This is a genomic window from Burkholderia aenigmatica (genome assembly GCF_902499175.1).
In the GTDB taxonomy this organism is placed as follows: Bacteria; Pseudomonadota; Gammaproteobacteria; order Burkholderiales; family Burkholderiaceae; genus Burkholderia; species Burkholderia aenigmatica.
In genome coordinates this window covers 14,569-35,376 of sequence record NZ_CABVQC010000071.1, presented here as the reverse complement: position 1 = coordinate 35,376, position 20,808 = coordinate 14,569, and the positions used below count along the sequence as shown (strand labels likewise).

The following is a 20,808-nucleotide window of genomic DNA, read 5'->3' as shown; positions in this document are numbered from 1 at the left end:
CTCCCACGGCAGAAAAAAGGCCCTCCTTCCGAATGGAGGGAGAGCCTGTGGGGGCATGTCGCCTGGTACTTTTCGTGGTGTCACGCCGGTACAGCGCGGCGCCGTCGGGACGTCTCCGCGCCGATCACGCTCACGTCGATCAGGCGCCAGCGCCCGTCGTCTATGAGTCGCTCCAGCACTTCGCCGAGCATGTCGAAATACACCTCGTCGTGCCGATCGACCAACTCGCCGTCGCGGCGCAGCTCCACCGCATAGGTATCGCTGCCGGGCTGGTAGAGGATCGTCACCTGGCCGGCGAACTTCGCGGTCGAAACCGTGAAACTGATCGCCGGAGGCGTTTCGATGATCCTGGACGGCGTCGGATCGACCCAGGTGAAGTCGTGGGCGCCCGCGTCGACCAGCATGTGGGTGATACGCCGGAACCCGTCGGGTGCCGGCATTTCCTCCAACTGCTGGATGAGCTGGCCCAGTTCCATGCACTGCGGCACAGGGACGGGCAGCTTGGCCGGCGCGGAGCCGAGGATGTGCGTCTTGATGGTGTAGGGTCTGCCATCCGACGTGTACTCGGTGCGCTCTTCCGGCGTGTCCGCGCGCAGGCCGTCGAAACGGCGCCGTGCGTAGGGCTGGACATGCACCTTGGCGCCCTCGCTGGGAACGGTGGTGACCAGGTTGGGATCGAGCACCGCGAACTCGCTGGGCTTGAGCTTGACGACGATGGCGTCGTCGTTGGCCGCGACCACCTTGCCGTCGAAGGGTTGGGGATCGATGGCGAAGCCCAGCGTCGAGGACTGCGGCTGGTCATCGAACACGCGGTACTTGAACGACCGCACGTTGCGGGGCACATGGCCGGCGACGAGCGAGGGCATCATGGTCTTGATGAGGGAACGGTCCATGGGAATCTCCTTGGGAAAGAACAAGGGATTCCCCGCCCACAAGGGAGAGGTCCCTTGTGGGTGGATGGACGCGGTGCGTCCGTAGGAAGAAACGACCAGCACGGTCTCCCGTACTTGCAACCTCGAAGGTCTTGGCTGCCTGGGCATGTGTCGGCGACGCCGACGAACATGGGGCAAAGATGGCCCCGGAATGGGCGGATTGCCTGCAGGAAACAGCACCGCGCCGTACCCACTTTCCTGATCCGTGGGCAAGAAAAAGGTTCTTCACCCAACTCCGGGGAATGCCGCCCGGATCTTGAGGAAGAAGTAGGCGTCATCGCGGTAGCCGTAGGCGATGCGCTTGATGACTTTGATGCGGTTGTTGATGCCTTCGAGCAGACCGGTGTGCATGGGCCAGCGCACCCGGCTGAGGATGCCGCGCCAGTACGGCCGCAGGCACTTGGCGAAGTGCATCAGGGCCGGGATCGCACTCTCCCGGGCATGGCGCAGCCATTGTTTCCAGGCACGGTGCCAAGCCCAGGCGCTGGGTGCGTTCCACAATGCCTTGAGTTGCTCCTTCATCACGTAGACCGTCATCAGCGACTGATTGGCTTCCAGCACCTCGCTCAGTCGGATCTGTTCGGACTCGGCCAGGTTTGCCGGGTTGCGCAGCAGCAGCCAGTGCGAGCGTTTGACCACCTTGCGAGCCGGCTTGTCGTGGCGCAGTTGGTTGGCCGCATCCACCCGCACCCGGCCGATCACCTCGCGGCCGTATTTGGAGATCACATGGAACAGGTCGTACACCACCTGTGCGTTCGGGCAGTGCTGACGCACTTCCAAGTCATAGGCGGTGTTCATGTCCATGGCCACCGCCTGGATGTCGGCACAGCGTTGGGGACCAAGCAACTCGAAGAACGGCCTCACCTCAGCCCGTGAGCGGCCTCGGCCAACCCACAGCACCCGCTTGCGCTCCACATCCACCACGACGGTGGCGTATCGGTGGCCCTTCTGGATCGCAAACTCGTCCATCGCGATCCGCCGCACCCCGTCCAGATCCACCGGCCCCAGCCTGCGCTCCAATGTCTGCAAGTCGATCGCCTTGGTCGTCTTCCAGTCCAGTCCGTGCCAACGAGCAGCATGCAGTACCGAGGTCACCGCGCACAGCCGTGCCACGCTCTCGGCCAGCCGCCGCGTCACCCGGCAATGCCGGTCAAGCCAGTCCAATCGCTCCACGCGGGGGCCGCAGGATAGGCAAGCCAAGCGCAGACGCGGCACGTGCAGCTCCACCTGATCATCGGATATCGGCAGCTCGCGGATGCGCCGCATCATGCGGTCATGAATCGCTGTCACCGCCTGACCACAGCCCATGCAATGCCGCTGCGCACCAGGTGCAGGCTCCAACTCGATCACCAGCCAACGCTGTTGTCCACGAGACTCATGGCGCCACTTGCGCACTCGATACCCCTCCCAGCTGCCCAGCCGGGACATACAATCCTGCTCGGCCACGGTCGACCCTCAGTCTGTTGCCTAGAGAACAGCAAGTCTGACCGGTCGGCCGTGTGCCTTCCTCCCCTCAGTTGGGAGAAGAACCATAAATAACCGGGGGATTCCGGGTCAGTAATGCACCACGCTGCGGATCGACTTGCCTTCATGCATCAGGTGGAAGGCTTCGTTGATCTCATCGAGGGGCATGGTGTGGGTGACGAACGGCGCGAGGTCGATTTCGCCCTTCATGGCGTCTTCGACCATGCCCGGCAGCTGCGAGCGGCCCTTGACCCCGCCGAAGGCGGTGCCAAGCCAGCGTCGGCCAGTGACCAACTGGAACGGGCGGGTGCTGATCTCCTGTCCGGCGCCAGCCACGCCGATAACGACCGACTGACCCCAGCCGCGATGGGCTGACTCCAGCGCCGCGCGCATCACGTTGACGTTGCCGATGCATTCGAAGGAGTGGTCGACGCCCCAGCCGGTCATCTCGATGATGACCTGCTGGATGGGCTTGTCGAAATCCCTGGGATTGATGCAATCGGTCGCGCCAAAGGTGCGTGCCAGCTCGAACTTGGACGGATTGGTGTCCACGGCGATGATGCGCCCGGCCTTGGCCTGGCGCGCACCCTGAATCACCGCCAGACCGATGCCGCCCAGGCCGAACACTGCGACCGAGTCGCCGGGTTGCACTTTCGCAGTGTTATGCACCGCACCGATGCCGGTGGTGACGCCGCAACCCAGCAGGCAGACGTGTTCCGGATTGGCCTGCGGATTGACTTTCGCCAGCGAAACCTCCGCGACGACGGTGTATTCGCTGAAAGTCGAGCAGCCCATGTAGTGATAGATCGGCTGGCCGTTGTAGGAAAAGCGCGTGGTGCCGTCCGGCATCACGCCCTTGCCCTGGGTGGCGCGCACGGCCACACACAGATTGGTCTTGCCCGACTTGCAGAATAGGCACTCGCCGCATTCGGCGGTGTAGAGCGGGATCACATGGTCGCCCGGCTTGACGCTGGTGACGCCTTCGCCGACCTGGACCACGATACCGGCGCCTTCATGGCCCAGCACGACAGGGAAGAGGCCCTCGGGGTCGTCGCCCGACAGGGTGAAGGCGTCGGTGTGGCAGACGCCGGTATGGGTGATCTTGACCAGAACTTCACCGGCCTTTGGTGGAGCGACGTCGATCTCGACGATTTCAAGCGGTTTGCCTGGCCCGAAGGCGACGGCAGCACGTGACTTCATGCTTTTCTCCTGTAATCGGTGGGCACTTTACGGAGGTGCGGCAGTTGCCGCTCCACCTGGGCGACCAAAGGTTTAGCGTTGCGTTAAAGGCACGTCCAGGGCATCGCCGATGGTATAGAAATGCCCGCCGGCGACATGATGCAAGCTGCGCCAGACCGGGTCGGCATGCTCGTAGCGCCAGCGGCCATCGCTGAACGCCCGCGCGTCCGCCCAGGCGCCGACCACCTCGCCGATGAACAAGTCATAGGTCTCCTGATTGCGCACTTCCGGGATGAGCCGGCACGCCAGCCAGGCCGAAGCTCCGGCCACGAAGGGTTGGTCGAAGCCGTCGAAGCGCAGGAGCTCCACGCCGCAGTTCTGGAGCTTGTCCGGATCCTGATGCAGGCTCCGGGAGCCTACCTCGTGCACCAGCCGCGCTTGCGCGACAGTTGGAATCTGGATGACGAATTCACCGCTGGCCTCAATCAGTTCGCGCGTTCGTGTGATCTTGTCCAGCACCACGGTCAGCCTGGGTGGCGAAAAATCCAACGCACAGGCCCAGGCGGCGGCCATGACGTCGTCGACTCCACTGTGGCGGGCCGACACAAGGACGGTCGGACCATGGGTGATCAGCCGGTAGGCATCGTCCAATGCGACCGACAGGACGTGTTCGGTCATGTCATTCCTCTCTTCAAATATCCACGCCCGGGTCCGGTATGCAGCCGGGCGCGTCCCGGGCGCCGCGTCCGCCAGCGCAGCTGGACGGACAGGGCTTGGGTGATCAGATATCCACCACGACCTTGCCGAAATGGCGGCCGCTCTCCTGGTAGCGGAAAGCCTCAGCAAGCTGCTCCAACGGGAAGCTGCGGTCGATCACCGGGTGGATGCCGGTCTGCTCCAGCGCCGCCACGTACTCCTGCTGCAGGCGCCGGCTGCCGACGATCAGGCCCTGCAGGCGTGCCTGCCTGGCCATCAATACGGCAGTCGGCACCTCGCCGCCTCGGCCGGTCAATACGCCGATCAGCGCGATATGACCGCCCACGCGCACCGCATGAATGGACTGTGCCAGCGTGCCCGGGCCGCCGACTTCCACGACGTGATCGACGCCGCGCCCGCCGGTGATCTCCAGCACCCGCTTGCCCCATTGCGGCGTGCGGCGGTAATTGATGAGGTGGTCGGCGCCGAGCGAGCGCAGACGTTCGAGCTTTTCATCCGACGAGGAGGTGGCAATCACGCTCGCGCCCATCGCTTTTGCGATTTGCAGCGCCGCCACCGAAACCCCGCCGCTACCCAGAACCAGCACGCTCTCGCCGGCCTTGAGCGGGCCGTCGGCCACCAGGGCGCGCCAGGCGGTCAGCCCGGCGGTGGTGATGGTCGCCGCCTCGGCGTGGCTCCAGCCGCGCGGCGCCAGGGTGAAGTCGGCGGCTGCGCGCACCGCGACTTCGGTGGCGTAGCCGTCGATGCCGTCGCCCGGCGTGCCCTGAAAGTTGCCGACCGCGGCGAACGGCAGGCCGTCGGTCCATTGCGGAAAGAAGCCGGAGACGACGTGGTCGCCGGGCTTGAACTCATTCACGCCTTCGCCCACCTCTTCGACGACGCCGGCGGCGTCGGATAGTAGTACCCGTCCGTCGGCGGCGGGGATGCCGCCGTTGGCGACCAGCAGATCGTGGAAGTTGAGCGAGCTGGCGTGCAGCTTCACACGGACCTGACCTGGACCAGGCTGGCCGGGGTCGGGGAGTTCGCGTAGTTCGAGGCAGTCCAGGCCGCCGGGGCTGCGTGTCACGATGGCTTTCATCTGGAATCTCCTGTTGCTTCGCGCGGGCCGCCTCGCCGGGAAGCGGCCCGCAACGGTTAGGCTGTTTCGCCTCAGGCGGCGGCCAGGCTCGCGCTGTCGATCACGAAGCGGTACTTCACGTCGCTCTTGAGCATGCGCTCGTAGGCGTCGTTGATCTGCTGGATGGCGATCATCTCGATCTCGGCGACGATGCCTTTCTCGGCGCAGAAGTCGAGCATCTCCTGGGTCTCGGCGATGCCGCCGATCAGCGAGCCGGCGATGCTGCGGCGCTTGAAGATGAGATTGGCGATGCTCGGCGACGGGTGCGGGTGCTCGGGTACGCCGACCAGGGTCATGGTGCCGTCGAGTTTGAGCAGGCCAGTGAAGGCGTCGAGGTCGTGGCTGGCTGCGACCGTGTTGAGGATGAAGTCGAAACTGTTGGCGTGCGCCGCCATCTCTTCAGCGTTACGCGAGACAATGACTTCGTCGGCGCCCAGTTCCAGCGCAGCGGCGCGCTTGCTCTCGCTGGTGGTGAAGGCCACGGTGTGTGCGCCCAGGGCATGTGCCAGCTTGATGCCCATGTGGCCAAGCCCGCCGATACCCACGATGCCCACTTTCTGGCCAGGACCGACCTTCCAGTGGCGCAACGGCGACCAGGTGGTGACGCCGGCGCACAACAGCGGCGCCACGGCGGCCAGTTGCGCCTCGGGGTGCGAAACCTTCAGGACGAAGTCGTCCTTGACTACGATCTGCTGCGAATAGCCGCCCAGGGTGTGGCCGGGCGCATCATGCGTCGGGCCATTGTAGGTGAAGACCTGGCCGTGCTCGCAATACTGCTCCAGGCCCGCGTCGCAGGCCGGGCAATGATGGCAACTGTCGACCAGGCAGCCGACGCCGACCGTGTCGCCGATCTTGAACTTGGTCACCGCACTGCCGATGGCCGAAACGTGGCCGACGATTTCGTGCCCGGGCACGCAGGGGTACAGCGTGTTGGCCCACTCGTTGCGGGCCTGGTGCAGGTCGGAATGGCAGACGCCGCAGTAGGCGATGTCGATCTTGACGTCGTGCGGCCCCGGCTCGCGGCGAACAATGTCGAGCGCCGCCAGCGGCGTGTCAGCGGCGTGGGTGCCATAGGCTTTTACTGTCATGGTGTTTCTCCTTGGGTTTGATGTGTTTCAGGCGACGCTGGTGTGCAGGCGCACGTCGACGTTGCCGCGGGTGGCGTTGGAGTACGGGCAGACCTGGTGGGTGGTCTCCACCAGCTTGTGCGCGTCGGCTTCGCTAAGGCCCTGGACTTCCACGTAGAGGTCGATGTCCAGGGCATAGCCGCCCTCGGCGGTCTGGCCGATGCCGACCTCGACCGAGGTCCTGGTGGCGGTGGGTGCCAGCTTCAATTGCTTGGCCGCCACCGGCAACGCGTTGTCGAAGCAGGCGGCGTAGCCCATGGCGAAAAGCTGTTCGGGGTTGGCGCCAGCCTTGCCGGAACCGGGCGGGGACATGTCCAGCGCAAGGCTGCCATCGTCCAGCGTGGTGCGTCCGGAACGGCCGCCGACGGCGGTGGCGCGGGTCTTGTAGAAAATCTTCATGATGTCAACTCCTAAGGGTCAAGGGATCGGAAAAGAGCGGACCGGAGTGGTCCGCGACGAATTTCAGGAAGAAAAGCCGGACCAGCGGTCCACGGGGCCGAGCCGATCCGCGTTCTGCACTTCCAGCACCCAGCCGGGGTACTCGCGCAGCAAGGCGCTGGCCGCATCAAGCGCGGTCAGCTCCACCTCGCTCAGCGCCAGTTCGACGGCGGCAAGATTGTCGTGCAACTGCTCCAGGCGCCGGGCGCCGACGATCACCGAGGTCACCACCGGCCGCGACAGCAGCCAGGCCAGCGCGACGCGGGCGACACTGCAGCCGTGCGCCGCAGCTATCGGTTTCATCGCCTCGACGACGTTCCAGGCCCGTTCCTTGTCGACGAACGGGAAGTCGAACTCCGAGCGACGCGCGCCTTCCGGCTTCTGGTGCTCGCGGTCGAACTTGCCCGAGAGCAGCCCGCCGGCCAGTGGACTCCACACCAGCAGCCCGATCTTCTCGGCCTGCAGCAGCGGTACGAGTTCGCGTTCGATGTCGCGCCCGGCAATCGAGTAGTACGCCTGCAGGGTATCGAAGCGGGCCAGGTTGCGCGCTTCGGAGACGCCCAGCGCGCGGGCGATCTTCCACGCCTGCCAGTTGGAGACGCCGACGTAGCGGACCTTGCCCTGGCGCACCAGGTCATCGAGCGCGCGCAGGGTTTCCTCGATAGGCGTGACCGGATCGTTGGCATGGATCTGGTAAAGGTCGATGTGATCGGTCTGCAGGCGCCGCAGGCTGGCCTCCACCGCATCGAGGATGTGGCCGCGCGAAGCGCCCACATCGTTGCGCCCGGGGCCGGTGCGGGTATAGCCCTTGGTCGCCAGCACCACATCCTTGCGGGCGATGCCGAGGTTGCGCAGCGACTGGCCAAGCACCTGCTCGCTGCTGCCGGCCGAATAGGCATCGGCGGTGTCGAAGAAGTTGATCCCGCCGTCGACGGCAGCCTTGACTATCGCGTCGGCCTCGTCCTGGCCGGCGCTGCCGATGTGCCGGAAGATGCCCTGGCCGTCGCCGAAAGTCATCGTGCCCAGGCACAGCGAAGAGACCAGCAAGCCGGTGTTCCCCAGCGTCTTGTATTCCATCGCGATGTCCTCTGTGGTGAGGGCGGCCATGGCTGCCCGGTGGGTGATGCGACGCGCGCCGGCTAGCCGGCGTGGACCGGATAATCCGTGTAGCCTGCCGTACCGCCGCCATACATGGTGGCGGGGTTCAGCGCATTGAGCGGCCAGCCGTGCGCGATGCGCGCCGGCAGATCAGGGTTGGCGATGAACGGGCGACCAAAGGCGATCAGATCGGCCAGCCCCGCCTCAAGCAGGCGCTCGCCGCGCTCGGCGGTGTAGCGACCGGCGACGATGATGCGTCCGCTGAACGTCTGGCGCAGGTCGCGACGAAAGTCCTCGGGCAGTTCCGGGGCGTTGTCCCAGTCGGCCTCGGCGATCGAGACATAGCCGATTCCCGCCTCCTCCAGCACCCTGGCGGCAGCGATGTAGGTCGCGTGCGGATCGTCCTCGACCAGGCCCAGGTAGACGCGATCCTCATCGGTCGTGGTGAACAGCGGCGAGAAGCGCACGCCCAGGCGCTGCGGGCCGACCACGCCGGCCACCGCCTGGACCACCTCGCGCAGAAAACGCAGGCGGTTGTCCAGCGAGCCACCATACTCGTCGTCGCGCTGGTTGGTACGGGCGGAGATGAACTGGTTAACTAGGTAGCCATTGGCGGCGTGGATCTCCACGCCGTCGAAGCCGGCGTCCAGCGCGTTGCGGGCAGCCTGGGCATAGAGCTGCACCAGCTCCTTGACTTCGGCGGTGCTCAGGGCGCGCGGCACTGACGGCGGCACCAGGGTACCGGCGCCGGGGGCAGTCTCTATGAACACGCTGACCCGGTCGGCCGGGATCGCAGAGGGAGCGACGGGGGCCGCGCCCCCCGGCTGCAGCGCGCTGTGGGAGACGCGACCGACGTGCCAGAGCTGGGCGAAGATGATCCCGCCTTCGGCGTGTACGGCCTCGGTGACCTTGCGCCAGCCCTCGACCTGGGCCGGGCTGTAGATGCCCGGGGTCCAGGCATAGCCCTCGCCGCGCGGCTCGATCTGGGTGCCCTCGCTGATCAGCAGGCCGGCACCGGCGCGCTGCTGGTAATAAGTGGCCATCAGCTCATTGGCGGCATTGCCGGGCTGGGTGCTGCGTTGCCGGGTCAACGGCGGCAGCACGATACGATTCTTCAGTGTGTAGCTGCCGAGTTGCAAGGGCCGGAAAAGGCTTCGGTTGCTCAAGATGTTTTCCTTCATGTTGTGAGCAGAACGGGGTTGGGCGCCGCCAATCGTTCCCGCGATGAGAGCGGGAGCGACTGGCCGCCGGCCGGCCCGCATCAGAACGGCGCGTCGATATCGACCACGTCGATCAGCTTGTGGTTGACGAACTCCTTCAGGCCCAGGCCTAGCAGCTCGCGGCCGTAGCCGGAGCGGCGCACTCCGCCGAACGGCAGGTCGGCCTTGGCCATGGTCGGGTGGTTGACGAACACCATGCCGGTGGAGATGCGCTTGGCGACTTCCGCGCCATGTTTGGCGTCGGCGGTGAACACCGAGCCACCCAGGCCGAACGGCGAGTCGTTGGCGATGGCGATCGCCTCTTCCTCATCGGCGGCGCGGTAGATCAGCGACACCGGCCCGAAGAACTCCCAGTAGTAGGCTGGGTTGTCCGGGGTCACGCCGGTGAGGATGGTCGGCTGCACGAAGGCGCCTTGGGTCGGCACCTTGGGTCCGACCTCAGTGGCGGTAGCGCCGTGGGCGACAGCTTGACGAATCTGCTCCTTGATGTCGTCGGCGGCTTTCTGCGAGGACAATGGCGCCAGGGTGGTTGCCGCATCGAAGGGGTCGCCCGCCTTGAGCGCGGCCACGCCCTCGGTGTAGCGGCGCAGGAACTCGTCGTAGATGGCCTCGACCAGGATGATGCGCTTGGAGGACACGCAGACCTGGCCGGCATTCCAGTGGCGACCGAACACCGCCCACTTCACGGTCTTGTCCAGTTCGGCGTCGGCCAGTACCACGAAGGCGTCGGCGCCCCCCAGTTCCAGCGTCGACTTCTTCAGCGCCTTGCCGGCCTGGGCGGCGACCACTGCGCCGGCACCCTCCGAGCCGGTCAAGGCCACGCCGTGCACGCGCGGATCGTTGATGATGGTCTCGATCTGCTGGCGCGTGGCGTAGAGGTTCTTGAAGGCGCCTTGCGGCAAGCCCGCGTCGAGCATCAGTTTCTCGAAGGCGTCCGCGCTCTGCGGCACGTTGGCGGCGTGCTTGAGCAACAAGGTATTGCCAGCGGCCAGCTGCGGAGCCAGGATGCGGGCGATCTGGTAGTAGGGGAAATTCCACGGCTCGATCGCCAGGATCACGCCCAGCGGCTCGTGCACCAGCAGCGCGTCGCCTTCGGCCGGATCGGCCACCGGCAATTTCTCCGGTGCCAGCAGGGCTTCGGCGTGCTTCACGTAGTACTCAAAGATGCGCGCGGACAGCTCGACCTCGGCCAGCGCTTCGGCGGTGATCTTGCCCATCTCCAGGGTCAGCAGCCCCGCATGCGCCTCGGCATTCTCGCGCAGCAGGTCGGCGGCGCGCTGCAGGATCGCACCGCGCTCTTCGAACGAGCGCTCGCGCCAGGCCAGGAAGGCTTCATGGGCGGCGCCGATGGCCTGGGAGACTTCGGCGTCGGTAGCGTCGGGGAAGGTCTTGACGACTTCGCCGGTGTAGGGGTTGGTGGTGGCGTAGGCCATAGCTATGACTCCTTGCAGCAGTGAACGAACAAGTTGCGTTCGGCTCGACACGAGCCGGACGCGGTGGGTTTCAGCGCAGGGCGAAGCCGAGCGCGTTCAGGGCCTCGCGCAGGCGGTGGCGGCCCATCAACGCTTCGGCACTGCCGACGCGCTGCAATGACGTCTGCGACCAGGGCCGGTCGTCGCGTTGCTGGTCCTGCTGGAAGCGGCGCATCAGCGGGTCGTAATGCCCCACCGCGACCGCCTCGCCCGCGGCGTCGTAGTGCTCGCGGTGCAGCACCGCCGCCTGCGCCAGGCGCGGCTTGATCTCGGCCGGGCGGGCCTGATCGGGATGGCCCACGCACATGCCGAACACCACGAAGCTGTCCTGCGGCAGGCCCAGTTCGGCGGCGGCCGCCTCCGGCTGGTTGCGCATGCCGCCGATATAGACGATGCCCAGCCCCTGGGCCTCGAAGGCGACCACGGCGTTCTGCGCGGCCAGCGCGGTGTCGACCACACCGACGGTGTAGCTCTCCAGGTAGTCGATACCGTCGGTCGCCACGCCTTGCGCGGCACCGAGCCGGCGCAGCCGCGACCAGTCGGCGACCCAGGCCAGGAACAGCGGGGCCTCGGCCACGTGCCGCTGGCCGCCTGCCAGCTCGGCCAGCCGCGCCCGCCGCGCGGGGTCGCGCACGGCGATCACGCTCCATGGCTGCAGGTTGGACGAACTGGAGGCCGATTGCGCGGCGGCGATGGCGAGTTCAAGCGCCTCGTCGTCGACCGGCTGATCGGTGTAGGCGCGCACCGAGCGGTGCGCCAGCAGCGCCGCCAGGACGGCGGGAACGGGCGGCAACGGTCGGGTGGCAACCTCCCCGTAGCGGGCCTGCCACGCAGTGGCGGGATCAATTTGTTGGGATGTCATGCCAGATTCCTGTGCGTGTGTGGGAGCGTCGACTCAGGCCGCAGGCGGCGCATCGATACCGTCGAGCAGGACCACGCGGTATTCCGCGCCCTTGAACCGGTGCGCTCGTGCCGCCTGGTAGGCGGGGCTGTGATACCAGGCGCGCGCGGCCTGCATATCGGGAAAGCGCAGGATCACGCCGCCCTCGATCGTCGGGCCTTCCAGCACTTCGAAATCGTCATAGAACGCCAACGGCGTCAGGTCGTGCCCTTCGCGCGCGGCTGGAGCTTCCTTGGCGTAGGTGTCAAGTTCGCCGGCGTCGAGGGTGCGTTCTCGCAGGAAAACCACATAAGCGGACATGTTCAGACTCCTCACAGAAGGGAAAGCAGGGCCTTGGCGGCGTCGGCGGACGAGGCCGGGTTCTGGCCGGTGACCAGCAGGCCGTCGGTCTGCACATGCGAGGCCCAGTCGGCGCCCTGGCTGTAGTGGCCGCCATTGGCCTTGAGCACGTCTTCGACCAGGAACGGCACCACCTCGGTCAGGCCGACCGCTTCCTCCTCGCTGTTGCTGAAGCCGGTCACCCGCTTGCCGGCGACCAGCGGCTTGCCGTCGACGCCCTCGGCGTGGCGCAGCACGCCCGGCGCGTGGCAGACCGCACCGACCGGCTTGCCGGCCCTGACCGCCGCCTCGATCAGGCCGATCGAGGCGGGGTCTTCGGCCAGATCCCAGAGCGGGCCGTGGCCGCCGGGGTAGAACACCGCATCGAATTCGCCGATGGCGACTTCGGACAGCTTGCGGGTGTTGGCCAGCGCCTTCATCGCGTCGGCGTCGGACTGGAAGCGGCGGGTGGCCTCAGTCTGGGCGTCGGGTTCGTCGCTCTTGGGGTCGAGAGGCGGCTGGCCGCCCCTGGGCGAGGCCAGTGTCAGGGTCGCGCCGGCATCGTGGAAGGCGTAGTAGGGTGCGGCCAGTTCCTCCAGCCAGAAACCGGTCTTCCTGCCGGTGTCGCCGAGCTGGTCGTGAGAGGTGAGGACGACGAGAATGTTTGCCATGTGGAAGTTCTCCTTGGAATGATGAAGATGGAAAGATTCAGGCGCCGGCCACGCGCACCACGACCTTGCCGAAGTGCTTACCGGCCAGCAGGTCGATCAGCGCCTGCGGCGCGCGCTCCAACCCCTCGACGAAGTCCTCGCGGAGCTTGACCTTGCCCGCGGCGACCCAGCCGCCCATGTCGCACTGGAAGGCTGTGAAGCCGTCGGCGTAGTGATCGCTGATGATGAAGCCCTGGAGCAGCAGGCGCTTGCGCAGCACCAGGCCCAGCAGCTGCGGCATACGGTCCGGGCTGGGCGGCAGGCCGGTGTCGTTGTAATGCGCGATCAGCCCGCACACCGGCACGCGGGCGCCGACGTTGAGTCGCGGCAGCACGGCGTCGAGCACTGTACCACCGACGTTCTCGTAGTAGACGTCGATGCCCTGCGGCGTGGCGGCCGCCAGTTGCTCGGCGAAGTCAGGCGCACGGTGGTCGAGGCAGACGTCAAAGCCCAGCGCTTCCACCGCGTAGCGGCATTTCTCCTCCCCGCCGGCGATGCCGATGGCGCGCGCACCCTTGAGCCTGGCAAGCTGCCCGACCACCGAGCCGACCGCGCCGGTGGCCGAGGCGACGACCACGGTCTCGCCCGCTTGCGGCCGGCCGATGTTCAGCAGGCCGTGGTAGGCGGTGAACCCCGGCATGCCCAGCACGCTCAGCGCCAGCGAAGGATTCGTGGTCCGGGAATCGAGCACGACCAGTCCACGACCGTCGGAAAGCGTATGGCTCTGCCAACCCGTGTCGCCGACGACCAGGTCGCCAACCTTGAATGCCGGGTCGTGCGAAACCTCCACCCGGCTCACCGCGCCGCCGGTCATCACCTCGCCTAGCGCTACGGGTGGAGCATAGGACGGAGCATCGCTCATTCGCCCCCGCATATACGGGTCGAGCGAGAGGTACAGCGTGCGCAGCAGGAGCTGGCCCTTGCCTGGCTCAGGCAGCGATTCCTGTTCCAGCCGGAAGTCGTCTGGCGTCGGCTCACCCGAGGGGCGTGAGGCAAGTACGATGCGGGTTTGCAGGATCGCAGTGGTCATCGCTGACTCCTGAAAAGGACGGCCGAAACGGACTCATGTGCGTGCGTGGAAGCAAAGTTTGTCATCTGATTGAATTAGACCGGTCGTATACAGTTTGGGCAAAAAAAAAGCTACGAGGACTTTTTTCTGTCTGTCAGGCGCAGCGTCGAAGATGAGAAGACAGGCCTAGCAGGCCCTGCGTAGCAGCCAGCGCGGCCTCCATGGGTACACGGTCGCGCGTGAGCTTGGCGCACAGGCTCGCGCCCAGCCACAACTGGTACAACGTGTTCGCCGTTGTGCTGGCATCCAGCTCAACCGGAAGCGAGCCGTCGCTGGCGCCATCCTCGATGGCGCTGGCCAAACGCGCGATCACTCGCGTGGTGCCCTGTTCAAGAACTAAACGCATCGCCTCGGAGAGGTCGCTGACCTCCGCAGCCAGCTTGACCGCCAGACACTTGCCCTTCGGGTCACAGGCTGCCTGGGTCTCCAGCCAGTACTCGAAATAGGCGATCAGTCGCTGTGCTGCGGAAAGATCAGGACGACTCAGCAGATTATCGAGCGAAGCCAGGTAATCGGCGAAGTAATCCTCCAGCAGCGCTTCGCCAAAGGCCTCCTTGGAGCCGAAGTAATGGTAGAAGGAACCCTTCGGCACGCCGGAAGCCTGGAGAACCTCGTTCAGGCCCACGGCGCTGAAGCCCTTTCCCGCGATAATGATCCGGGCGGTATCGAGGATATGTTGGCGGACGTCGTTCGTGGCATTAGTCATGGTTTGTATCTTACCCTGAAACTAGACCGGTCGTCTACAATCATCGGGCAAGTTGATGATGACAGTTAAAAGCTATTAATAGAGCGCTTGCTGCGCAATGCCAGGGACGCTTCCCGGACAGCAGCAGCCGCTTCTCAAGAGGAAGATTCGCGCTCAACGGCTTATCTGCTTGGTATGCGTGTCTGCTTCTCTCGCCGGCAGCGTACAAACGCGGGCGGCAGCTGGCTGTGCCAGCAAACCGTGATGGTTTCTGGTTACCGCTACAGTTACCGCCACCCGAGTTCCCATTTATCCGGGTTCTGTATTTCGGGAATTCCGAAAATGATCAGCCGGAAAAAGTGGGGAAATCCGTGTACCCGTTGGCGCCGCCGCCGTAATAGACGCTGCTGTCAGCAGCCGCCAATGGCTGGTTGCCGCGCAGTCGCTCGACAAGGTCAGGATTGCCGATGAACGGCCGGCCAAACGAAAAAGCCCCTCGAAAGGGGCTGGTTGGGTCAGGCTTCGTACACGAAGTAGTGCTCGCGCTGACGCGGGAAGAAGACATGCTTCCATGTGTCGCCGCTGGTGCTGCCACCGTCGAAGACGACCATTTCGTACTCGTCGATGTCGGTGTCCGCCAGGTCGGCGCTGGCGATATGGCGCATGTGCAGCCTGCCGCGCATGCGCTCGAATACCAGGACCTGGCCGATGGCGTCGTCCTGGCCCATAGCGTTGACGCAAGCCCCGAGCTGATGCTCGAAGTCGCTTACGGGCGAGATGAGGTCGGGGAACATGAGGGTGCTCCTATGAAATTGGACCGGCCCGGCTCCGGGCAGGAGACGGGCTGGCATGGGGAGAACGAAGAGGAAACACGGCGTGTAGCGCGGCTGCTAGGACTCGTCCAGCGGCAGGCCCAGCAGCGCGGGTGCGTCGGCATCGAGGATCAGGATGCGCACATCGGCCTGGCCAGCCAGTTCAAGGATGTTCGCCAAGTCGTCCGGCATACCCTTTCCCCGGTGCTCCTGCCGAAGCTGCGCCGCGCTGATGCCTTCGGCATGTTCCAGGTTCTCGTCCGTCCAGGGGGTGGAGATCAGCTTGATGCCGATCGCCGGGCTGTATGGAACCCGGAACGCGATGAACAGGAAGGCCTCCGGCGTGGCAAGGTCTGCCAGGTTGGCGAGGTAGTGCCAGGAATCGACGGTGATGTGCTCACGACTGATTTCCCAGCACCGGCTGTAGTAGCCGGTCTCGAAGCTCAGCCGCTGCACGACTTCCCGGGCGGCCTCGGCCGAATAGGTGTCACCGACGTGGACCGGGCGGCCGTCGAAGTCGTCGCCACGGATGGCATAGACCACGGCGCCGATCACGCCTTCGCCTCTGACGCCTTCACCGGCATCGCATTCGGCCAGTACCTCGGCGCTCACGGGTTCGGGGCCATAGCTGACCACGGCGAAACCGTTGGTGACGATGCAGGAGGATGAAACCAGTTCCTCGTCGGAAAAGTGTTGCTGGCTCGCGTGGATGTTTCGCCAGACATGCGGGCTTCCGTCCTCGTAGCTGATGGGCAGCGTGCGGACGATTTTCAGATTCCAGTAGCCGCGAAGAAAGGGATTAGGTTTCTGGGACATGGGAACTCTCCGGATTGAATAATGGAGCCAATTCCCACCACCGGGAATTGGACCCAGTGGGTTGAGAATGAAAAATGCGTCAGGGCAACGCTGACCTTGGCGCTGTCAGCATTGCGCTGGACGCCGGGAAACAAATTGAGGGACATGGCCTCGTGGGCGCATGTCCCTCTTGGGGAGTGAACGAAAACGCGGTGGTGTGCCGGAGACCGGCTCACCAGCCGTCGTAGTTCATGAGCAGGTCGGCGATGACCTTGCGGCGTTGCAGGTCCAGACCGTCGAAGTCCGACAGCCCGTGGAAGTGGCAGCGCTTGAGCATGGCACCGCCCTCGCGTGCGTTGTAGAAGCTCACCATGGCGGACAGGAACATGCGTTCCCCGCTGCTCAGGACGCCGAGGGCATCGTTGAGCCGCAGCATGTTGGGACGCAGATCCCACTTGCTCTTGGCCTGGTTCAGAGCTTCACGGGTGCCGTCCCCGAACCACTCGGGACCAGCGATCTCGACGCCGCGCTTCCATGCCTCGAAAAAGGCTTGGGGCGCGGCAGCGAAATGCTGCTCTTCCCGCATGATCTGATCGACGACTTCCTGTGGCAAAAGCTGGTTCATGACGTGATTCCTCCAGTTGGATCAGGGAATGGCGAGCTGGGACCAGCCGCCTCTTTCGAGGGCGCGTTGAGCCGCGGCATAGCTGCGGAAGTACTCGCGGGATTCCCGCGAAACGGGGCCTTCGGTATCGCGCGTGCCGATGTAGTGGCCAGCGGCGCTTTGCAGGACTTCGAGCGGCAGGAACTTGCCGCAGTAGGTCGAGGCCAATTGCCCGAAGGCTTGGCCGAAAGAGGCTTGCTGGGACATGGAAGGGCTCCTTCGATAAGCGGGGCCTTGTCCCTCACGGGATGGCAGCTCCCGCACGCGGTTGAAAAAAAGCATCAGCGTCATGGGGACGCGCGTCTGCGGAATTGATGCGATGCGGACTGGTGGGCAACGCGGGAGAGACCCGCGGCAGCCTGGAACCCTGGCTGCTGGCATGTGCTGACGAATCAGCGAACATGCGGGCAGCTTCCTGCGACGGCCGCGCTGCGTCAGTTGGAAAATGGCATCCGGCCCAGCCCCGATTGATGGACGCAGGAAAAAGAAACCCCGCACGAGTGCGGGGCTGCCAGGATGGCGTGTCGGCGTTGGGTCAGTTGGGCTTGTCGCCCAGGACATGCTGCTTCCACAGGTCGAATGCCTGCTCCGGCGGAAGCTCGGCGAGGATGACGATGGGCTGGGCCTGCCGGGCGCGCAGTGAAGCGAAGTACACCTTGCGGTCGGCGATGGCTTTGAGCCTGATGCCATTGATGAACAGCAGTTTGCCGTCCTTGATGAACAGCACCTTGTTGCCAATGTCGCGCTCGAACGCGGCTCGTACTTGCTCCGGTTGTTGCATACGTCGGTTTCCTGTTGGTGTGGCCCGCTATCGGGCCAGAATGTTGATCGGCGGGAGAAAGGCGCCGAAGGCCCTGCGGCCTTCGGCTCGGGAGGACGGAACCACCCGTGGGCTGATTGGCAGGCCCGGTCGTCGCTAGAACCGTCTGCTGTCAGCAATCGCACCCGGCGCATGTCGTGGTTGGCGCCGGCATCTTCTGGCGCACATCCGCGCACAAAAGGAGCCCAGTTTTTCGCCGTTGGGCACGGCATTGAATACCGCTGACCACGAAGGGTCTCCGGGTGGCTCGCGCAGCCTGGCAAGCCATCGGGGGACCCTTCGCAGAGGCGGAAAAATGCAGATCAGCAGAACGCGCCGGGAAACCCCGGACATGGTTCGCGGAGAAGCTACCTTCAGGCCCCGCAGCCGGGGACGGCTGGGCGGGACGCGCACACGGACAAGAGAAGGCGTTGCGCGCTGGGCGTCCCGCAGGGCGTGCGGGACACAGGCCGTACCGCCGATGGCGGGCACGGCTCTCGGGGAGTGGGGTCGGTCAGAAGCCCTTGCGGCCGCTACTGCGTGGGCGCGAGGCACCGCGCTTGGACGCGCCGGTTTCGACCGGCAGCGTGCCTTTGCAGTCGGGGTAGCGACTGCATGACCAGAAGGGGCCGGTCTTGCCAGTGCGCTGGCGCGTCGGTGCGCCGCACTGCGGGCAAGCGGGTCCCTGGGGAACCTTGATGGACAGCGAGGTGCTGCCGTACTGCGCGATCAGTTGCGAAATCCATGCAGCCTGCTTGCCGATGAACACGTTCAGGGTGAGCTGTCCGGCCTCGATCATGTCGAGTGCCTGCTCCCACACAGCGGTGGTTCCGGGGTCTGCAATCGCCGCGGGCACGGCGTCGATCAGCGTGAACGCCGCATCCGATGCGCGAATGGAGCGTCCTTTCTTCACGAGATAGCCCCGCGTCAGCAGGCCGGTGATGATGTTGGCGCGCGTGGCTTCGGTGCCGATGCCCGTCGTGTCCTTCAACTTCTGTTTTAAGCGCGGGTCGGTTACGAAGCGCGCCACGCCTTTCATCGACTTGACCAGTTCGCCCTGCGTGTAGGGCTTGGGCGGCGTCGTCTTCAGCGCCTTGATCTCGGCCTCGGCCACCTGGCACGCCATGCCTTCGCGCAGCGCGGGCAGCACCTGGCTGCGCACGGCGGCGTCGCCGTCCTCGTCCGCTTGCGGCTCGGCCAGCACCAGACGCCAATCCTGGGCGATCACCTGCTTTCCGGTGGCCACCAGCTTCTGCTGGCCGCTGGAAAGCTGAGCCACGGTGCGGTCGAACTCGTGGTGAGGGAGGAACTGCGCGAGGTAGTGCGCGCGGATCAGCCGGTACACCGCCAGTTCCTTCTCGCTCATGGCAGAGAGGTTCGCGGGTTCGAGCGTCGGGATGATGCCGTGGTGGGCGGTCACTTTGCCGTCGTTCCATGCGCGTGAGCGCTGGGAGCGGTCGAGCTGGCCCATGATGGGATGCAGCGACGGGTCGGTCTTGAGCAGGCTGTCCAGAACCGTGGGCACCTCGGCAAACATGCTTTCAGGCAGATAGCCGGAATCCGAACGCGGGTACGTGGTGGCTTTGTGCGTTTCGTACAGGGCCTGAGCGATCTCCAGAGTCTCCTGCACGTCCAGCCCAAGCTGCTTGGAACAAACCTCCTGAAGCGTGCCCAGGTCGAACAGCAGCGGCGGACCTTCGCGCACGCGCTCGGTCTCGACTGATACCACCTGGGCACTGCCTGCAGCGCGGATCTGCTGCTCGGCCTGCTGGGCGACCGGCTGCTGCAGGCAGCGGCCAGCGTCGTCAGTGCAGCCATTGGGCGCAACCCACTGCGCGCTGAAAGCCTGTCCACCTGCGGAAAGGGACACGTCGATGGTCCAGAACGGCACCGACTTGAAGGCCGCGATTTCGCGGTCGCGGTCCACGACCAGTTTGAGAGTCGGCGTCTGTACGCGCCCGACCGACAACACGCCGTCGTAGCCGGCCTGCCGACCCAGCATGGTGAACAACCGGCTTAGGTTCATGCCCACGAGCCAGTCGGCGCGCGAGCGCGCCAGCGCCGAGTAGTACATCGGCAGCGTGTCGGATGAAGGTCGCAGCTTGCCGAGCGCGGTGCGGATCGACGCATCGTTGAGCGCCGACAGCCATAGCCGCTCGATGGAGCCGCGGTAGCCGCACAGGTCGATGATCTCGCGGGCGATCAGCTCGCCCTCGCGGTCGGCATCGGTGGCGATAACGAGGTGGGTCGCCTTCGCCAGAAGCGCCTTGACGACCTTGAATTGCGGGGCGGTCTTGGGCTTGACCTCGACCTGCCACTGCTGGGGAATGATGGGCAACTGCTCCAGCGACCAGCGCTTGAGCGCTGCGTCATAGACCTCGGGAGCTGCCGCTTCTACAAGATGGCCGATGCACCAGGTGACGGTGACGCCGGAGCCGCTGAGACAGCCTTCACCGCGCTGCGTCGCGCCGAGAATCCGGCCAATATCCTTGCCCTGGGAGGGCTTCTCGCACAAAAACAGCCGCATGTCCGTCCATCCGATTCCCGTGGTTCATCGAGTTGCTGGAATCGAGGATGCCGAGCACCACCAGGGGCAGCAGCAAACAAGCCGCATGCGGTGGCGACCACTTTCACGGGATGGAATGGCGGGGACGGGAGTGGCGTGCGGCCGGGGATGTGCGGGCCGGGAGCCGCGATTTTCGGGAGCGCGTGGCAGCCGGTGGACGTTGATGGAGCTATCCCCGGGGATAGCTCACAAGGGCATGGGGCGACGAACGACTGCCGCCGCCCCATGCCGCATCACTTCCTGCGCTTCGGCTCCTTCGGCGCGGTCGGTTCCTGGGCGGCTTGGGATTTCGGCTGCGCGTCCTGCGCGGTCTCCTGCTGCCTGGGGCTGAGGGTCACGGACTCGATGCGGAAGGGCAGGATGCCGACGCTGCGTGCGTTGATCTGCCAGGTCTCGCGCGGCTGATCCTCGTTGTCCGTCCAGGGTTCGCGCTCCATGCGGCCGACGACCAGCACGCGCATGCCTTTCTGGTACAGCTCCTTCCAGTGCGCGGCGTCGCGGTGCCAGATTTCCACCGGCGCCCAGAAGCCGCCGCGGTCCTCGAAGGTGCCATCCTTCTTGGGAATGGGGTTGTCGAAATAGACGTTCAGGCGCAGAAGGCGGCTGGGCTCGTCGTTGCCGTTGGGGAACTCCCGGTACTCGGGGGGCGAACCGATGTTGCCCTCGCCAGAAAAATGCGTGCTCATGTTGCAATCTCCGTGGTGGTTGAAATACCCGCACCTGGT

Annotated in this window: 21 protein-coding genes and 1 pseudogene; all 22 read right to left on the bottom strand. The window is 65.4% G+C overall.

The window, feature by feature from the left end; all coding sequences use genetic code 11:
- Nucleotides 1-80: 80 nt before the first annotated feature.
- A complete protein-coding gene (locus BDO18943_RS34900; protein ID WP_023112353.1) occupies nucleotides 81-893 on the bottom strand; it encodes a hypothetical protein in 813 nt (270 codons plus the stop codon).
- A gap of 264 nt (nucleotides 894-1,157) precedes the next feature.
- Complete coding sequence (locus BDO18943_RS34895; RefSeq protein ID WP_175025826.1) at nucleotides 1,158-2,378, bottom strand: ISL3 family transposase; 1,221 nt, start codon at nucleotides 2,376-2,378, stop codon at nucleotides 1,158-1,160.
- A gap of 108 nt (nucleotides 2,379-2,486) precedes the next feature.
- Entirely contained in the window at nucleotides 2,487-3,596 is a 1,110-nt protein-coding gene (locus tag BDO18943_RS34890) for an S-(hydroxymethyl)glutathione dehydrogenase/class III alcohol dehydrogenase (RefSeq protein WP_058131072.1), read from the bottom strand.
- 72 nt (nucleotides 3,597-3,668) lie between these two features.
- Nucleotides 3,669-4,253 carry a flavin reductase family protein gene (locus BDO18943_RS34885; RefSeq protein WP_023112350.1) on the bottom strand — a complete coding sequence of 195 codons (585 nt, stop codon included), beginning with the start codon at nucleotides 4,251-4,253 and terminating at the stop codon, nucleotides 3,669-3,671.
- A 103-nt stretch (nucleotides 4,254-4,356) separates the two neighbouring features.
- Nucleotides 4,357-5,370: a zinc-dependent alcohol dehydrogenase family protein gene (locus BDO18943_RS34880; protein ID WP_023007052.1), complete on the bottom strand. Its 1,014-nt coding sequence runs from the start codon at nucleotides 5,368-5,370 to the stop codon at nucleotides 4,357-4,359.
- A gap of 71 nt (nucleotides 5,371-5,441) precedes the next feature.
- The gene (locus BDO18943_RS34875; protein WP_023102505.1) at nucleotides 5,442-6,497 is read right to left on the bottom strand and encodes an NAD(P)-dependent alcohol dehydrogenase; all 1,056 of its coding nucleotides are present in this window, start codon (nucleotides 6,495-6,497) and stop codon (nucleotides 5,442-5,444) included.
- A 27-nt stretch (nucleotides 6,498-6,524) separates the two neighbouring features.
- Nucleotides 6,525-6,935, bottom strand: coding sequence for an organic hydroperoxide resistance protein (locus BDO18943_RS34870; protein ID WP_023102504.1), 411 nt, complete (start codon nucleotides 6,933-6,935; stop codon nucleotides 6,525-6,527).
- 63 nt (nucleotides 6,936-6,998) lie between these two features.
- Nucleotides 6,999-8,051: an aldo/keto reductase gene (locus BDO18943_RS34865; RefSeq protein WP_023112349.1), complete on the bottom strand. Its 1,053-nt coding sequence runs from the start codon at nucleotides 8,049-8,051 to the stop codon at nucleotides 6,999-7,001.
- Nucleotides 8,052-8,113: 62 nt separating this feature from the next.
- Entirely contained in the window at nucleotides 8,114-9,253 is a 1,140-nt protein-coding gene (locus BDO18943_RS34860) for an alkene reductase (protein WP_023112348.1), read from the bottom strand.
- Nucleotides 9,254-9,333: 80 nt separating this feature from the next.
- Complete coding sequence (locus BDO18943_RS34855) at nucleotides 9,334-10,725, bottom strand: NAD-dependent succinate-semialdehyde dehydrogenase (RefSeq protein WP_023102500.1); 1,392 nt, start codon at nucleotides 10,723-10,725, stop codon at nucleotides 9,334-9,336.
- A 70-nt stretch (nucleotides 10,726-10,795) separates the two neighbouring features.
- Nucleotides 10,796-11,626: an NADPH-dependent oxidoreductase gene (locus BDO18943_RS34850; RefSeq protein WP_023102499.1), complete on the bottom strand. Its 831-nt coding sequence runs from the start codon at nucleotides 11,624-11,626 to the stop codon at nucleotides 10,796-10,798.
- A 33-nt stretch (nucleotides 11,627-11,659) separates the two neighbouring features.
- Entirely contained in the window at nucleotides 11,660-11,965 is a 306-nt protein-coding gene (locus BDO18943_RS34845) for a DUF1330 domain-containing protein (protein ID WP_023102498.1), read from the bottom strand.
- Nucleotides 11,966-11,976: 11 nt separating this feature from the next.
- The gene (locus tag BDO18943_RS34840; RefSeq protein WP_023102497.1) at nucleotides 11,977-12,654 is read right to left on the bottom strand and encodes a type 1 glutamine amidotransferase domain-containing protein; all 678 of its coding nucleotides are present in this window, start codon (nucleotides 12,652-12,654) and stop codon (nucleotides 11,977-11,979) included.
- Nucleotides 12,655-12,691: 37 nt separating this feature from the next.
- A complete protein-coding gene (locus BDO18943_RS34835) occupies nucleotides 12,692-13,723 on the bottom strand; it encodes an NADP-dependent oxidoreductase (protein WP_023112347.1) in 1,032 nt (343 codons plus the stop codon).
- Nucleotides 13,724-13,856: 133 nt separating this feature from the next.
- Nucleotides 13,857-14,468: a TetR/AcrR family transcriptional regulator gene (locus BDO18943_RS34830; RefSeq protein ID WP_023112346.1), complete on the bottom strand. Its 612-nt coding sequence runs from the start codon at nucleotides 14,466-14,468 to the stop codon at nucleotides 13,857-13,859.
- A 494-nt stretch (nucleotides 14,469-14,962) separates the two neighbouring features.
- Nucleotides 14,963-15,241 (bottom strand): hypothetical protein, encoded by a 279-nt coding sequence (locus BDO18943_RS34825; RefSeq protein ID WP_023112345.1) that lies wholly within the window; start codon nucleotides 15,239-15,241, stop codon nucleotides 14,963-14,965.
- Nucleotides 15,242-15,337: 96 nt separating this feature from the next.
- Complete coding sequence (locus BDO18943_RS34820) at nucleotides 15,338-16,075, bottom strand: DUF5983 family protein (protein WP_023112344.1); 738 nt, start codon at nucleotides 16,073-16,075, stop codon at nucleotides 15,338-15,340.
- A gap of 211 nt (nucleotides 16,076-16,286) precedes the next feature.
- The gene (locus tag BDO18943_RS34815) at nucleotides 16,287-16,679 is read right to left on the bottom strand and encodes a hypothetical protein (protein ID WP_023112343.1); all 393 of its coding nucleotides are present in this window, start codon (nucleotides 16,677-16,679) and stop codon (nucleotides 16,287-16,289) included.
- Between the two features lie 21 nt (nucleotides 16,680-16,700).
- Nucleotides 16,701-16,925, bottom strand: a complete 225-nt coding sequence (locus BDO18943_RS34810; protein ID WP_023112342.1) for a hypothetical protein — start codon at nucleotides 16,923-16,925, stop codon at nucleotides 16,701-16,703.
- Between the two features lie 328 nt (nucleotides 16,926-17,253).
- A pseudogene (locus BDO18943_RS34805) lies at nucleotides 17,254-17,478 on the bottom strand (hypothetical protein); the annotation flags it as partial.
- A 553-nt stretch (nucleotides 17,479-18,031) separates the two neighbouring features.
- Nucleotides 18,032-20,044 carry a DNA topoisomerase III gene (locus BDO18943_RS34800; RefSeq protein WP_023112340.1) on the bottom strand — a complete coding sequence of 671 codons (2,013 nt, stop codon included), beginning with the start codon at nucleotides 20,042-20,044 and terminating at the stop codon, nucleotides 18,032-18,034.
- Between the two features lie 272 nt (nucleotides 20,045-20,316).
- Nucleotides 20,317-20,769, bottom strand: coding sequence for a single-stranded DNA-binding protein (locus tag BDO18943_RS34795; protein WP_023112339.1), 453 nt, complete (start codon nucleotides 20,767-20,769; stop codon nucleotides 20,317-20,319).
- Between the last annotated feature and the right edge of the window lie 39 nt (nucleotides 20,770-20,808).